We start from the raw sequence: 13,130 nt of genomic DNA, 5'->3' as shown, positions 1-13,130 counted from the left end.
CCTGCGGAGCCACTGCGCTAATGCGATCGCTCAAAATGATGCAATTTGGCACTCAGTGCGTAAGTCCTAACAGCGATTATGATTAACATAAGTAGGTCAACTTACCTTATATCATGGCAGATCCAATACAACCACCAAGTAAAATGCCACAGGAGGCACAAGAAGCCGATACTAAAGAGAATTCCGATATAAAAACTCATACAATCTCGTCCCGACTGCTCAAAGCGATTCTTGCCCCGACCCCCAGTGAACTCCTTGCCAAGGCAAACTACATGAATCGCAAGCATGAACCGGGGAGCATTGATTTTACTGAGGGTGACGCTCACGAACTGCCCCCACCAGGCTTTGTAGAAGCCCTTCAACGCTGGAGCATTCCGCAAAATGAGAGTTGGTTCGGTTACAAAGACAACCTTCCACAAGCACGAGTCGCTGTGTCAGAAGGTCTGAAGATGCAACGCGGACTCGCGATCGCACCTGAAGATATTTTCCTGACTAACGGTAGTCTGATTAGTCTGAATATTTGTCTTCAGATGCTGACCGAAATAGGAGACGAGGTGATTATCATCACCCCACCTTGGCTAAACTACAGGCGGATGATTCATGTTGCTGGTGCAGTTCCCGTGGGCGTTTCCGTCAATCCAACTACTTTTGATTTGGATCTAGATGCGATCGCGGCTGCCATAACTGAACGTACCAGAGCGATCGTTATCAATTCACCCCACAACCCCACAGGCAAGATTTTTTCAGCAACAACCCTACAACAATTAGCAAATCGGCTCACCAATGCCTCCAATCGCTACGGTAAACCCATCTACCTGATTTCCGATGAAACCTTCAGCCGCATTGTGTTCGACGGGCAAACTTGTCCGAGTCCTACCCAGTTCTACCCCTTTTCCTTCCTCATCTATGGTTACAGTAAGGTCTGGATGGCTCCTGGTCAACGCATCGGCTATATTGCCTTGCCACCGACAATGCCTGAACGTGAGTCAATACGGCGCATAATTCGTACACTGCAAGGCAGTCCCTTTGGTTGGTGCTTCCCCAGTGCATTGATGCAATATGCCCTCGTTGACTTGGAGCCACTCACCATCGATATAGAGCATTTACAACGCAAACGCGATTGGATGGTGAAGGCACTCCAAGAAATGGGTTACAAATTACAAATACCTGAAGGGACATTCTTTTTGTTAGTAGAGTCACCTTGGTCAGACGATTGTGCTTTTGCCGAATTGCTAGCTCGCCACGATGTTTTTGTATTCCCTGGGACACTCCAGGAAATACCGGGTTATTTCCGAATTTCTCTGACTGCCAACCAAGACATGATTTCCCGTGCCCTGCCGAAATTTCAAGCAGCTATAGAACACGCTACTGCCAACGCATTGGGTGGAGTTTAGTCTGAAGTTTTTTTCTCAACATCAAACGGCAATACAACATTATAAAATACTAGAAACATTCTAATGGCGACTTACAATAATATTCTAGAAGCGGTTGGCCGAACTCCCCTGATTAAACTTAATAGTATTAGTCAAGAAATTCAATCAACAATTTATAGCAAAGTAGAATACCTAAATCCGGGGGGTAGTACGAAAGATAGAATAGCTCTGTCCATGATTGAAGCCGCAGAGAAAGCCGGTAAACTGCAACCTGGTGGGACAATAATTGAGGCAACAGCAGGAAATACGGGAGTTGGTCTGGCGCTAATCGCTGCGATAAAAAAATATCGCTGCATATTTGTGATGCCGGATAAAATGAGCCAGGATAAAATTAACTTACTTAAAGCTTATGGAGCCGAAGTAGTAATTACACCGACATCAGTTGGGCCTGACTCTCCAGAAAGTTTCAACGGTGTAGCAGAAAGGCTTACTAAAGAAATATCAGGAGCTTATAGACCCGATCAATTTGCTAATCCTAATAATCCGTTAGCCCATTATTTAACGACAGGTCCAGAAATTTGGTCAGATAGTAATGGGAAAGTTGATGTTTTTGTTGCGGCGATGGGAACAGGTGGCACAATTTCTGGAGTTGGCAAATATCTGAAAGAACAAAATCAAAATATAGTAATTGTTGGCGCAGATCCAGAAGGTTCAATCTTTTCTGGTGACAGCCCCAAACTTTACCAGGTTGAGGGAATTGGTGAAGATTTTATTCCGAAGACGTTTAACCGCCAAGTAATAGATGAAATGGTCAGAGTTAGCGATCGCGAGTCTTTTAATATGGCTCGCCGTCTAGCGCGAGAAGAAGGTTTATTGGTGGGAGGCTCTTGCGGTACAGCAGTAGCAGCAGCCCTTAAATATGCAGCCAGATTATCAGAACCAAAACAGATTGTAGTGCTGTTACCAGATACAGGAAGAAACTACATCAATAAAATCTATTCTGATTCCTGGATGCAGGAAAATGGTTTTTGGGAAGAACCAACTAAAAAAACAATAAAACTGCAAGATATACTTGCCCAGAAACAAGATTTTCCATCACTCGTTTCTGTGAGTTCGCAGGACACATTGAGTCAAGTCATCGAAGTTATGCAAAGACTGAATATCTCACAAGTACCAGTTATTGAAAACCATCACATCATTGGCAGTTTAAATGAAGCAGCTTTAATGAAACTACTGCATGAAGGGATTAATTTTGCTCACCAAAAAGTTGCGCCTGTTATGAGTAAACCTTTACCGAGTTTAGATGAGAAAGTCGATATTTCCGAAGCTTATAGAGTTTTTCTATCAGCAACTAATGCTATTATTGTTGAACAAAATAGTATTCCGGTTGGATTAATTACTAGAACGGATTTAATTAAATATTGGGCAAGCCCAACGGAACCTCTGAATTATGAATGAAAAATAGTGTGATTTCCTAACAGTATAGTTAAGTAGAATGAATGATTTAGTTTTTTTATCTGCTCATCAATTAGCAAAAGCAATCCGCGACCGCCAAGTCTCTTCCACAGAAGTAATAGAAGCTTATTTGAGTCAGATTGCTCAATACAACCCAGAGCTAAATGCAATTGTGACTCTGGATGCAGAAAATGCGATCGCGCAGTCGAAAGCAGCAGATCGAGCATTAGCTCAAGGAGAAAATTGGGGGATTTTACATGGAGTTCCCGTAACTATCAAAGACACCCTCGAAACCAAAGGATTACGCACAACCAGCAGTTATCAACCCTTAGCTAATTATGTCCCAAAGCAAGATGCTACCGTCGTCGCTCGATTACGCGCTGCTGGAGCCATTATTTTGGGCAAGACGAATACACCACAACTAGCTGATAACTTTCAGACCAACAGTCCTCTGTTTGGTAGAACAAACAACCCCTGGAACCATGAATATACACCAGGTGGCAGCACTGGGGGTGGAGCGAGTGCGATCGCTGCGGGGTTATCCCCTCTAGAACTTGGTAGTGATATTGGTGGGTCAATCCGCGTTCCCTCTCACTTCTGTGGCATTTTCGGCTTGAAACCAACCCAGAATCGCGTATCAACATTTGGGCATATTCCAGAATTACCAGGAACACCTAAAACTATCCACCACTTACAAACAATAGGGCCTCTTGCCCGCTCTGTAGAAGACTTGCGATTGTGCCTGTCACTGATTCAAGATCCAGACCCCCGCCAGTCAGAAGTTATACCGATATCCACACAAGTTAACCCAGCAATCGCGCTACAATCGTGCCGTTACGCTTGGACAGAAGGTTTTGGTGAGATTCCAGCCACAGCTCAAACCTCATCTGCTCTAGAAAAATTAGCATCATCCCTGACCGAGCTAGGATGCTGTGTAGAGCAACACAACGATCCGCCAAATTTTGATAGCAATGCGGTACGCGATACTTACCTCAATATTTATAATTTTGAATTGGGTTTATCTCACCCAGACTTGACACAGATTCAACAGCAACAACGATATGTCACCGCCCTCATTGAGCGCGATATTCTGATTGCCAATCTCGAAAGTTTCTTATCTAATTGGGATGCTTGGCTGTGTCCAGTGGTGCCAGTGCCTGCTTTCACCCACCGTCAGCCAGGAGAACCTATTGAGGTGGATGGTCGCGAGTTCTCTTATTTGACCACAATAGGTGCTTACGTAACAATTTTTAATTTAACTGGCAACCCTGCCGTAGTGCTGCCCTTTACACAATCACAAGAAGGACTACCCATCGGCGTGCAAGTGGTGGGACGGCGCGGAAGCGATCTAAAACTGCTAGAGATTGCGGAAAAATTAACTCAAGTAACTGGTTTTTTTCAACGCCCACCTGGATATTAGAAATGTGATTTGTCATTGGTGTCGCGCATCTGGTGGCATTCGCAATGACCGAGAACCATCAGACCAATCCCGATGAATCAACCCTTTTTTGATATGGGAAAACTCCCGCCACTCGTGCTGCTCCAAAGGAAGTTTCAAGCCTTCAATTGCAGAACAAATTGCACGCCAAACCGCGAGTTCCTTCCCCGCTGTATCCAAACAACGTACCCCACACATTGAGAGCTGCTGTAATTTGATAAATAGAGTTTGGTTTTCTAAAAAATGCAATAAAAGTGCTGGTACTTTCAGGATGCTCGCGGTACAAGTGCACGACTTTTAATATGCTGTTGGGATTATCCCAAATCAGTTTTAAGATTGTGCCAATGTCGGCAGTAGTACCGGGTGGCGAAGGTATAACGAGATTAATTAAGCTCACGGTTGCTCCTGTACAAAATATTCTCATTTTTTAGCTTTTCAACGAATACAGCGGATAACCGAACTTAGCCAGTCGTGATTGCTGAACTGTGGCACGATCCTCAGCGCTCGATCGCCAAGTGAGAGTACACAAAATACACAGCAGAAACTCGCTTGACGATCGCACACAATCCCGGCGACCCCTAGGTTTTTTAGTTTGTGACTCCTGGGCTGATGATGGTGAGGAAACTTGACAAGCAGCGGCTACACAACTTCTGTTAAGCTTGCTATCCTGAAGTTGTCCTAAAAAATCAACGCTATGGATTTCATCACCTTTTTGCAGAACATCAACAGCAACATCAACAGCGCCATCATCAGCGTTTTGAACTTGGTGCTGTTCGTTCAACTGATAGTCGCCTGTTGTCAGGGAATGTACCGGGGTTGGACGATCGGTGAAGCAAACAGTGGCAAAATAACCGAACTCGCTCTTTACACTGCAATGTTTTTCTGTGCGTGGCAGTGGTGGCCACACAAGTTAGTCTTGCTAACTGTATTCCCTCAATGTGCGTTTGTGGTGTTTGTTGGGGGATTAGTCGGCTGCACTTCCAAGTGGGTTTTCGAGCAAGCTGTTGCCCGTAACTGATAACTTTATTTAAACTCTTGTCAAACCGTAGATTAACCGCATCGGCGTTGTTTTATGCTGCTGACTTGATTTCTTTCGTTTGAGCCATCCTCCCAAGCCCAAGGCTAGAGCTGAACCAAAGATTGTGGTTGGTTCAGGCACAGGCTCGGCAACGATGTCGGTTTCAACTATCAGTCTTGTTGCGATAGGAGTCCCACGATAACCCCCCAGGGCGACGTTACCCAAGTTCAAGGCACGAATGCCAAACCCAGCAAAAGCATCGGCGTTTCTAACTCGTTGATTCAAAAACTGAGTTACGTCAAAGGCAAGATCGTAGGTACCGAATGGAGTATTTACAGAGCTTAAGAATGTTCCTGCCTCAAAATCTGATGTTTCGGCTGTGCCGTTTCCTACATAGCCGAAGATACCAAGACTACCAGGGTTACCAATTCCCACCTCAGATACCTCAAAAGTTGCAATACGAGTGTAAAAAACAGCACTGTTGACAACTGTATTAGGGGTAAAAGGAAAACTGAGATTGAATTCGGCAAACTCTGCGTCTTCAACCTGCGCTGCCTTCCGAATACCGATAGTATTTTCAAGAGAAATCAGCAGGTCTCCCAGTCCGTCCGAGTTAGAATCTCTGACTGCAAAGGCGGTAGTAGGTTGCAAGCTAAATGTAGCTGAATAAGCTTCTTCGTTAGCTCCTAATGCAAAACCTAGAGCGGTGCAAACAGAGGCAATTGCTATTTTATGGTAGAGATTGCTCATAAAAACTAAATTTCCTTTTATAGTAAACAAGTTGAGTGGAAAGCCCATTCAGTAATCAAACGACCTAAATACCAGCTAGCTTACTTAAAAAACCCTAGTTGTGTATTTTAATTATTAAATCTTAACCATAAAGTTACCTGCATAAATGCTGTAGAGAGCAGGTAACGATCGCCATTATCAAAACAGAACGATCGCCTCAAACCGAATCATCCATCCACCCGCACTCCGAACAATCCCAATGCACCGGGGTCGTTTCATACTGGGGGAACGGGCGTTCACACTGGGGACACCGACCGGTGAATAGTGGGTGCGTGTCCAAAAGCTCTAACTGCTGTTCTAGCGTCCACCGCTGCCTCGGTTGCAAAATCAATTCGCCGTTGTAGTAGGTCGCGCCTTCGGGTTCCCACAATTCTTCGGGTTCAGCATCGGGGTTTTCTCGAAAGTCAAGGCAAGTGTCGGTGTTAGGGCCTGTGGGATGCACGGCACAGATGAGGTATGGGTTGCGGGCAAAGAGGAGACAGCGATCGCACTCAGGGAGTTTGGGCATGACGGGGGGGTTGCGGTTTATGCCAAGTTTCCGTTACTTTGCATTTATTTTAATTTTAATTATTCAGAACGTTCATGCTCTCTCGTTTTAGCCAGGTCAGCTTTCTCACTGCAACTGTTCTCTTTGCCACAGTTCCATTCCACAAAGCCAGGGCTTTGGGGACTTCCGGGTCAATCCCAGCATTTTTCTTGGTACAGGCAACAACTGCTCAAACTCAATCAACTGATGGACAATGGCAGCAATTCTCTTCACCAGAGGGGGGCTTCAGCATCTTAATGCCTGGAAAACCACAGGAGTTCATGCGGCGCAGTTCCTCAAATCCCCAAATTGTGATTCGTGTATTAATAGCCGTTCAAAAATCTCCACCCATCGCGTTCACAATTAATTACAACTTGACCGAGGTTGTTCTGACCAATCCATCCGACCCCAGCCGGGTTGACGCACACCCCAGCCCTGAATTTTTTAACCGTTTCCGCGATGAAATAGTTGGAAGAGGCAAACTACTAAGGGAGCGGGATGTTCAACTGGATGGCTACTCAGGAAAGGAGATAGAATTCCAAGCTCCTGATGGTTCGTTCAAGAGAGTCAGGCTCTACTATGCAAACAAACGATTCTACGTGCTGATAGCAATCGCAACAGCAGAGGCGGTTCTGTCTCAGGAAGCTGACAAGTTTTTCAATTCGTTCGCGTTAATTCGGGGTAAAGCCGAGAGGTAGAGTCGAGGGGAAATTACCAGAAAATAGTGAAAACTCAGGGCCTTGACCGTTAGGGAGCATGACGTAAAACGGAGAGTTTGGGCATGGCGAGGGTTTGAGGTTTTGGTCTGGGTTTAGTTTGCCAAAAATTGAGGTGTTGGTGGCGATCGCGGAACCATGATTGCAGTCTTCGAGATTTCACAATAAAATCCCCTCTGATTGTTTGCAGCCTTTCCTAGCATCCTGTACCTGGAACGTGCAAAAATCAATTCAGACGCTTCAAATTGGCGGACGATTTGGGAATTTCGGGAGTTTTTGAGAGCAACACCACTCAATGTGTCGGCGTTCTGGGTAGTTCCTTGATAGATTGAGCCAGGGTATTGTGTCCAGTGCTGACTTGATTTAATAATATTTAACATCGATCGGCAAGTCTGTCTAAGATTAAATAACTTTATTTGTTGTAAAATATCTTAAGCTCTCAAGCGTACAGAATTAATATTGACGATACACCTAAAGAAAACAACAGGCAATCTTAACAAATAGAAAATATGAGAAGACAAAAACTATCAACAATACTTATGAAGTATATTGGTAATTTGCCGTGGAAAAAATGGATGTGTGTTACACTACTTCTGCTCCTGGGAATCTTTCTAATTTCGGAAGGATTTCAGGTATATTCACTTGTTTGTAGTCGAACTGGAACAGCCTCCAATACCTGTGAAATTTCTCACTCTACCTTGTGGGGAAAAAGTTTTAAGCGATTTCAACTAAGTCAGCTTAAAGAAGCTAGAGTCAAACAATCACCACGTTCTAAAATAATCGTTTGTAGTTTAGTAACGGAGCAAGGAGTATTAAGATTTGGCTCAATATCCAGTAACTATGCCCAACGTAAGCGAGAAACAGTATCTACGATTAATAGCTTTTTACAAAATCCTAAACAGTCAAGTTTATTAGTCACAGAACCCCCTAGTTTTTCTATAATTTCATTGGGTATTTTCTCCAACTTAATAGCTTTGGTTTTGATATTTTGTAAAGCCAAATAGACCCAGTGCGAGATCCTCTGTAAGTTGGGTTGAGTCTGTCAAGTCCTTGCTGGTGAATCAAGGTAACGTGAAACCACACATGACTCGAACGAGTGCGATCGCCCTTCTAGAACCAAGTAAACCTTGAGACTTAACATCTGCACAAGCGAGCTTCTTGAAGTATCTCGCGACTGGAAATAGCTCGAAACCCACCTTTTCATAGGTGCGACGCGCTCTTTCATGACCCGGAGCGCCTCCAGTTTCAACCATCGCCACAGACATCCGCATCTTTCATCCAACAGGGAGCAAATTTTATCAAAGCGCTACCAATCCCTTGACCTTGAAAGTCTGGCTCGACAGCAACCATGTAGATTTCACCCATGCTGTCCCAAACGTGTAGTTTCACGGCTACAAAGCCCACAGTAGAACCTGCATCGATCGCAACCCATACATTCGTGTCTTCCGCAGCACAAACATCCTCCACAGCCTTTTGTTGGCTCACACGCCAATGATTAGGATAGAATGCCTGGTACACATCAGCATTCATCACCTTCTGAATCGAATCAAAGACCGGAGCCCATGCTCGAAGCGAAAGACGAACAACAGCATCAAGGTGGTGAGGGTCGTAGGGTTCAATTTGCATTCCCACATGAACTCCTGTTAACTCTGAAAGCTTTATTGAACATACTACAATACTCTACAATGTCTGATAGCTTGGCTTTGAATGCTTACAGATTTAGGCTATTTTTGCTGATTAACTAGCAATGACCCCAGTGTGGGAGGCATCATATTAAGGCGTTGAGGAGGGTTTGATGACCAAAACAGGATTAGGCATTCAAGAATTACTGCATGATGAGCGATCGCAAATTCTAGCAATTGCCCAAAAGCACGGAGCCTACAATGTGCGCGTATTCGGTTCAGTAGCACGGGGCGAAGCGACCCCAGAAAGCGATATTGATTTGTTAGTGGATTACGATTTAGAAAAAATTACGCCTTGGTTTCCAGGTGGGTTATTGCTTGATTTAGAACAACTACTCAATCGCAAGGTTGATATCGCCACAGTCGATATGCTCAAAGAACGCATTCGGGAGCGCGTTTTGCAGGAGGCTGTACCACTTTGAGGCGGGAAGCGGAACGGCTGCAAGATATATTAGATGCAATAGCTGCAATTGAGCGATATGCAAGCCAAGGCAGGCAGGCATTTGATAATCAAGAATTAATCCAAATTTGGATTGTTCATCACCTGCAGATTATTGGAGAAGCAACAAATGCGTTATCGTCCGAGTTAACTAGCCGATATTCGTCCGTGCCTTGGGCGCAAATTGTAGCGTTTAGAAATCTTGTAGTTCATGAATATTTCAGAGTTTCGCTAAACCTAGTTTGGGCGATCGTACAAAATAATTTACCTCCGTTGAAGGTAACAGTACAACAGATTTTACAGGAGTTACCAGAGGTGTGAGTTCAGCAGCGTTTCTGGCAGCGTTTCTGACAGCAGCGTTTTTCCCCAGAGTTTTTGGCAGCAGCGTTTTTCCTAAGAGTTTCTGATGACCGTAAAAGCGCCCCGTGGTCTAATGCAGTCCAAGCGCCTTTACTGTTAATTGAACTCAAAAGCAAGTTAACGAAGGAACTGCTACTTTTTAGGGAGCGATCGCTCAGAAACTCGCGTTGCCTGTTCGCTTGTCGCAGAACTTCGACATTCAGCTCTAGTTTCTCTCCCAGCCACAAAGAATGTAGAGTATGGTCTGCCACATCATCTCCTGTTTCGGGATGGACGAGAATATCTAACCCCTCGCGGTGGAGCATCAACCAAGGAACGACTTTGCCAAACTGCGACGGTAAAAACGCAACTTGATACATGGCTTGGGGATGGGGCCCAATGGGTTTGTCGTGCCAGCGCCCTAGCTGCACCTCAAACTGAGCCAATCCTTCGCGTACACGCTCCGCAGCATCACGACTATCGGCGTCGAAGTAAATATGTGCGTGAAAACCAACAATTTCGATGGTGTCTTCTTTCATTATTTTCAGTGGGTTATTGAGCCGGCATCATAATAAAACGGCTGTTAACTTCAGGCTAACTTGGTGAACGTCACTTAGGAGGTGGGGTTGTGTGCGTTACCGCAAGGCCGCAATGGCTCCGCCCCGGATGGAGCCTACACACTCTGATGGATTTTGGGCGTGACAGGAGTGTTGGGTGGTTCCAGTTCTCCCAGAATTGGGTGTTGGCTGCGATCGCCAACAAGTTCTGGAGTTAGGTAGTGAAAACCGACTCTCAGCAATACGGAAAATTCTAATCAACCCCTCAAAAGCGAACGCTACGCTTTATAAATCCTTTTGCGAAAAGTAACTATGAGCAACAGCCCCCAAAATCAAGACTCGCTCGAAGAAAAACTCAAAGCGGCTTTTGATAGCGATAATTCTGACAAAAATTATAATGCTCTCAAAGCAGTCGTTAGCTCTGTACCAGCAGTCGGGTCATTAGCTGTAGGCTTTTTCGACAGCTATATTGTTCCTCCAGCAACGCAAAGGACTTATAAATTTTTAGAAATTTTAGTCCAAGAATTAGAGAAGCTAAAATCTAAGATCGAATCAGTTGATTTTGAAAGTCCCGTTTTTGTGACAACTTTTCTCCATGCATCTCAGATAGCTTGTCGCACTCATAAGGAGCAAAAACTTGAAGCCTTGAGGAATGTAGTTCTTAATTCATCTATTCCCAGAGCCTTAGAGGATGATATTTTAGCGATGTTTCTCAACTGGATTGATGGTTTTACCGCACTTCATATCTTTACTCTCAAGCACCTTCACTACATGGATAGGTATGCACCAGAGGAATTACACACATATTTTCCTATGCTCGAACAAAATAGGGCTGTCTACAATCAGGTTTTGAAAGACTTAGCAGATCGAGGATTGATAAGTTTAAGAGAAGTTTACATTACAGAAGAAGATGATGATGATATATATTTGCAAAGGTTAGGGGGTCCTATACCTCTAGCTTCTTATGGCAGCAGCTATAATCGAGGCAAAAGAAAGAGCGGAAAAGAGATAAAAATGAAAACCTTTAAGCACCGAGAAGATATAGATATTCTCCTTAGAAATAATCGTTCATCTAGTCAAGCAAGCAAAACTACAGAATTAGGAAAGCAGTTTATTAACTTTATTGAAAGTCCCTCTATCCAAACAGAATTTATGTAAACTTTATTACTTCCAAATCGCTCTCTTTAAACCAGAGTTTTTTAGGGAGGATGAGCGCACTCACCTCGAACACGGATCGATCGCATCCAACTCAACATCCGATAACATTTTGGGTTCCATCCCGTACAAATCGTTCAGCACAAGCTTGACATTGGGAAACACAAAATACTCCGTCAGCTTGCCAATGCGGTAATTAAACGCTTTGTAGCGGTGTTTGAAGTACAGCTCGACATTCCCCCGATGTTCCCACAGTCCCAGCAAATTGACGGTCACATCCGAGTAATGCCCTTTCACATCCCGCTGCACTTCAGCTATCCTCTCTTCAATCTGACGAGTAGTAATTCCAATTTTGTAGAACGTTTGACCGTCTGCTTTGACCTCAAGGAAATAGAGCGAATTGATTAGAATCCGACGAAGCTGTGCTCGATAAATCAGCAAATCAGCCCGCCGTTCTTCCAAACAAGATAAACCCGCAGCTTCAGCAATCTCTACAGAACCTTCTAACTTCATTAACTCTGATAGCAGCAGCGGTTCTTGGACTTGGTTGAACAACACCAGGGGAAGCGCACCCACTGGAATTTTACCCAAGTCGGTAAAGTGATAAGAGCGATCGCCAACTGACTCTAGCAATCCCTTCAACTCCCATCGAAAGTTTACCAAGTCTCTGGGAATCGATCGCTTTTGGGCCCCGTACTCTTTCCACAGCACTTTCAACTGTTCTAATTCCTCACCCTTAAGCTGGATGTTGAAGTTGTCGTAGAGAGGCAGCGATGGAAACGCTTTGGTTTTAATCCGCTGCGACACGGGCTTGCAAGTCTCCCCGGTGTGCGCGAAGTGATGTTCTTTCACCGAACCCTTTTTTGCTGTGAGCGAGCCACCGCAGTAGAGGCAAGCGAGGTTAGTTTTTCCGCGCACAACCTCATCAATGCTCGTCAGTTCGCCACTGAGAGCAACGCCAAATTTTAGCCACATTATCAAAAGTTCTCCTAAAAGCAGGTTTTGGAGATGCACCCGCTCCACATGACCAACGATTCTAACAAATCCAGGGGTGAGGGCTTCTGCCTTGGGAAAGAAAGCGATCGGCATTCGATGCTCTTGATGCGTGACTTGAATCCTTGCATCCCACATCCAAAATCCAAAATCTAAAATCTAAAATCTAAAATTGCTCATCACCAATCGGGAATTTCTTCAGGCTCCGAGTCTGATAGGCCTTGTGACAGTTGGTGAGGGGGTAACGGATTTTCTGGCGTTGGGGGTGCTATATCAGGATATGGAAGTTTCCTGACGTAGGAAAGGGTAGAGAGTGCAGAGACGGCTCCCCTTACTTGGTCGGGCCGCACTTCTAAGTATTTCTGCAATTGTTCTAAGTTGCGGTGGCCGCTGATTTCTTGAATAATCCGCAATGGAATCCCGGCGTTGCTCATCTGAGTGAGTGCCGACCTTCTGAGGCTGTGGGTGGAAGCGCCGATGATGCCAACTTTTTCGCAGGCTTCTTGGAATAGGTGAGAGGCGGCTTCCGGGTTTGCGTGTTTCCAGCGGTGATTGAGGTGGCGGCTGGGGAATAGGTAGGGGTGTGAGGGATGTTTGTAGGTTTCTAACAGCAGCCTCAACTCTTGAATGATCGGGATAGTGCGGGTGCC

General features: G+C 44.9%; 17 protein-coding genes. 8 read left to right on the top strand and 9 right to left on the bottom strand.

The features are described from left to right. Positions 1–113: 113 nt before the first annotated feature. From QUB12_RS24210 to QUB12_RS24200, 3 genes are all read left to right on the top strand, one after another. Positions 114–1,394 carry an aminotransferase class I/II-fold pyridoxal phosphate-dependent enzyme gene (locus QUB12_RS24210; protein ID WP_333308711.1) on the top strand — a complete coding sequence of 427 codons (1,281 nt, stop codon included), beginning with the start codon at positions 114–116 and terminating at the stop codon, positions 1,392–1,394. Positions 1,395–1,457: 63 nt separating this feature from the next. After that, positions 1,458–2,831, top strand: coding sequence for a cystathionine beta-synthase (locus QUB12_RS24205; protein ID WP_333308710.1), 1,374 nt, complete (start codon positions 1,458–1,460; stop codon positions 2,829–2,831). 37 nt (positions 2,832–2,868) lie between these two features. Further along, the gene (locus QUB12_RS24200) at positions 2,869–4,248 is read left to right on the top strand and encodes an amidase (protein ID WP_333308708.1); all 1,380 of its coding nucleotides are present in this window, start codon (positions 2,869–2,871) and stop codon (positions 4,246–4,248) included. 142 nt (positions 4,249–4,390) lie between these two features. On the opposite strand, the gene QUB12_RS24195 is transcribed toward QUB12_RS24200, so the two are convergent. Continuing rightward, complete coding sequence (locus QUB12_RS24195) at positions 4,391–4,663, bottom strand: hypothetical protein (protein ID WP_333308706.1); 273 nt, start codon at positions 4,661–4,663, stop codon at positions 4,391–4,393. A gap of 297 nt (positions 4,664–4,960) precedes the next feature. Here QUB12_RS24195 and QUB12_RS24190 point away from each other — a divergent pair, with 297 nt between their 5' ends. Next, a complete protein-coding gene (locus QUB12_RS24190) occupies positions 4,961–5,284 on the top strand; it encodes a hypothetical protein (protein WP_333308704.1) in 324 nt (107 codons plus the stop codon). Between the two features lie 9 nt (positions 5,285–5,293). Here QUB12_RS24190 and QUB12_RS24185 read toward each other — a convergent pair whose 3' ends face one another. Both QUB12_RS24185 and QUB12_RS24180 read right to left on the bottom strand, forming a co-directional pair. Then, positions 5,294–6,034: a PEP-CTERM sorting domain-containing protein gene (locus tag QUB12_RS24185; RefSeq protein ID WP_333308703.1), complete on the bottom strand. Its 741-nt coding sequence runs from the start codon at positions 6,032–6,034 to the stop codon at positions 5,294–5,296. A gap of 196 nt (positions 6,035–6,230) precedes the next feature. Continuing rightward, the gene (locus QUB12_RS24180) at positions 6,231–6,581 is read right to left on the bottom strand and encodes a hypothetical protein (protein ID WP_333308702.1); all 351 of its coding nucleotides are present in this window, start codon (positions 6,579–6,581) and stop codon (positions 6,231–6,233) included. Between the two features lie 74 nt (positions 6,582–6,655). Here QUB12_RS24180 and QUB12_RS24175 point away from each other — a divergent pair, with 74 nt between their 5' ends. Beyond that, positions 6,656–7,297, top strand: a complete 642-nt coding sequence (locus QUB12_RS24175) for a hypothetical protein (protein WP_333308700.1) — start codon at positions 6,656–6,658, stop codon at positions 7,295–7,297. A gap of 49 nt (positions 7,298–7,346) precedes the next feature. On the opposite strand, the gene QUB12_RS24170 is transcribed toward QUB12_RS24175, so the two are convergent. The 3 genes from QUB12_RS24170 to QUB12_RS24160 all read right to left on the bottom strand — a co-directional run bounded on the left by QUB12_RS24170 (position 7,347) and on the right by QUB12_RS24160 (position 8,941). Continuing rightward, positions 7,347–7,478 (bottom strand): hypothetical protein, encoded by a 132-nt coding sequence (locus QUB12_RS24170; protein WP_333308698.1) that lies wholly within the window; start codon positions 7,476–7,478, stop codon positions 7,347–7,349. An 898-nt stretch (positions 7,479–8,376) separates the two neighbouring features. Next, on the bottom strand, positions 8,377–8,568 hold the full coding sequence (locus QUB12_RS24165; protein WP_333308697.1) for a hypothetical protein: 192 nt from the start codon (positions 8,566–8,568) through the stop codon (positions 8,377–8,379). Next, on the bottom strand, positions 8,561–8,941 hold the full coding sequence (locus QUB12_RS24160; protein ID WP_333308695.1) for a GNAT family N-acetyltransferase: 381 nt from the start codon (positions 8,939–8,941) through the stop codon (positions 8,561–8,563). Before QUB12_RS24160 ends, QUB12_RS24165 begins: the two co-directional genes overlap by 8 nt. A 169-nt stretch (positions 8,942–9,110) precedes the next feature. Here QUB12_RS24160 and QUB12_RS24155 point away from each other — a divergent pair, with 169 nt between their 5' ends. Both QUB12_RS24155 and QUB12_RS24150 read left to right on the top strand, forming a co-directional pair. Next, on the top strand, positions 9,111–9,419 hold the full coding sequence (locus QUB12_RS24155) for a nucleotidyltransferase domain-containing protein (RefSeq protein ID WP_333308693.1): 309 nt from the start codon (positions 9,111–9,113) through the stop codon (positions 9,417–9,419). Further along, positions 9,416–9,757, top strand: coding sequence for a HepT-like ribonuclease domain-containing protein (locus tag QUB12_RS24150; protein WP_333308691.1), 342 nt, complete (start codon positions 9,416–9,418; stop codon positions 9,755–9,757). The genes QUB12_RS24155 and QUB12_RS24150 overlap by 4 nt, the downstream gene beginning before the upstream one ends. A 2-nt stretch (positions 9,758–9,759) precedes the next feature. Here the strand turns inward: QUB12_RS24150 and QUB12_RS24145 are convergent, their stop codons facing one another. Then, on the bottom strand, positions 9,760–10,314 hold the full coding sequence (locus QUB12_RS24145) for a DOPA 4,5-dioxygenase family protein (RefSeq protein ID WP_333308689.1): 555 nt from the start codon (positions 10,312–10,314) through the stop codon (positions 9,760–9,762). Positions 10,315–10,644: 330 nt separating this feature from the next. On the opposite strand from QUB12_RS24145, the gene QUB12_RS24140 reads away from it, so the two are divergent. After that, a complete protein-coding gene (locus tag QUB12_RS24140; RefSeq protein WP_333308687.1) occupies positions 10,645–11,490 on the top strand; it encodes a hypothetical protein in 846 nt (281 codons plus the stop codon). A 60-nt stretch (positions 11,491–11,550) separates the two neighbouring features. On the opposite strand, the gene QUB12_RS24135 is transcribed toward QUB12_RS24140, so the two are convergent. Continuing rightward, positions 11,551–12,618 (bottom strand): GIY-YIG nuclease family protein, encoded by a 1,068-nt coding sequence (locus QUB12_RS24135; RefSeq protein ID WP_333308685.1) that lies wholly within the window; start codon positions 12,616–12,618, stop codon positions 11,551–11,553. 41 nt (positions 12,619–12,659) lie between these two features. Continuing rightward, positions 12,660–13,130 (bottom strand): tyrosine-type recombinase/integrase (locus QUB12_RS24130; protein ID WP_333308683.1); only part of this gene is annotated, 471 nt, incomplete at its 5' end.

The organism is Microcoleus sp. B7-D4, assembly GCF_036705125.1.
In the GTDB taxonomy this organism is placed as follows: domain Bacteria; phylum Cyanobacteriota; class Cyanobacteriia; order Cyanobacteriales; family Microcoleaceae; genus Microcoleus.
The sequence above is the reverse complement of the archived record's forward strand: the minus strand, read 5'-3'. Positions and strand labels throughout refer to the sequence as shown.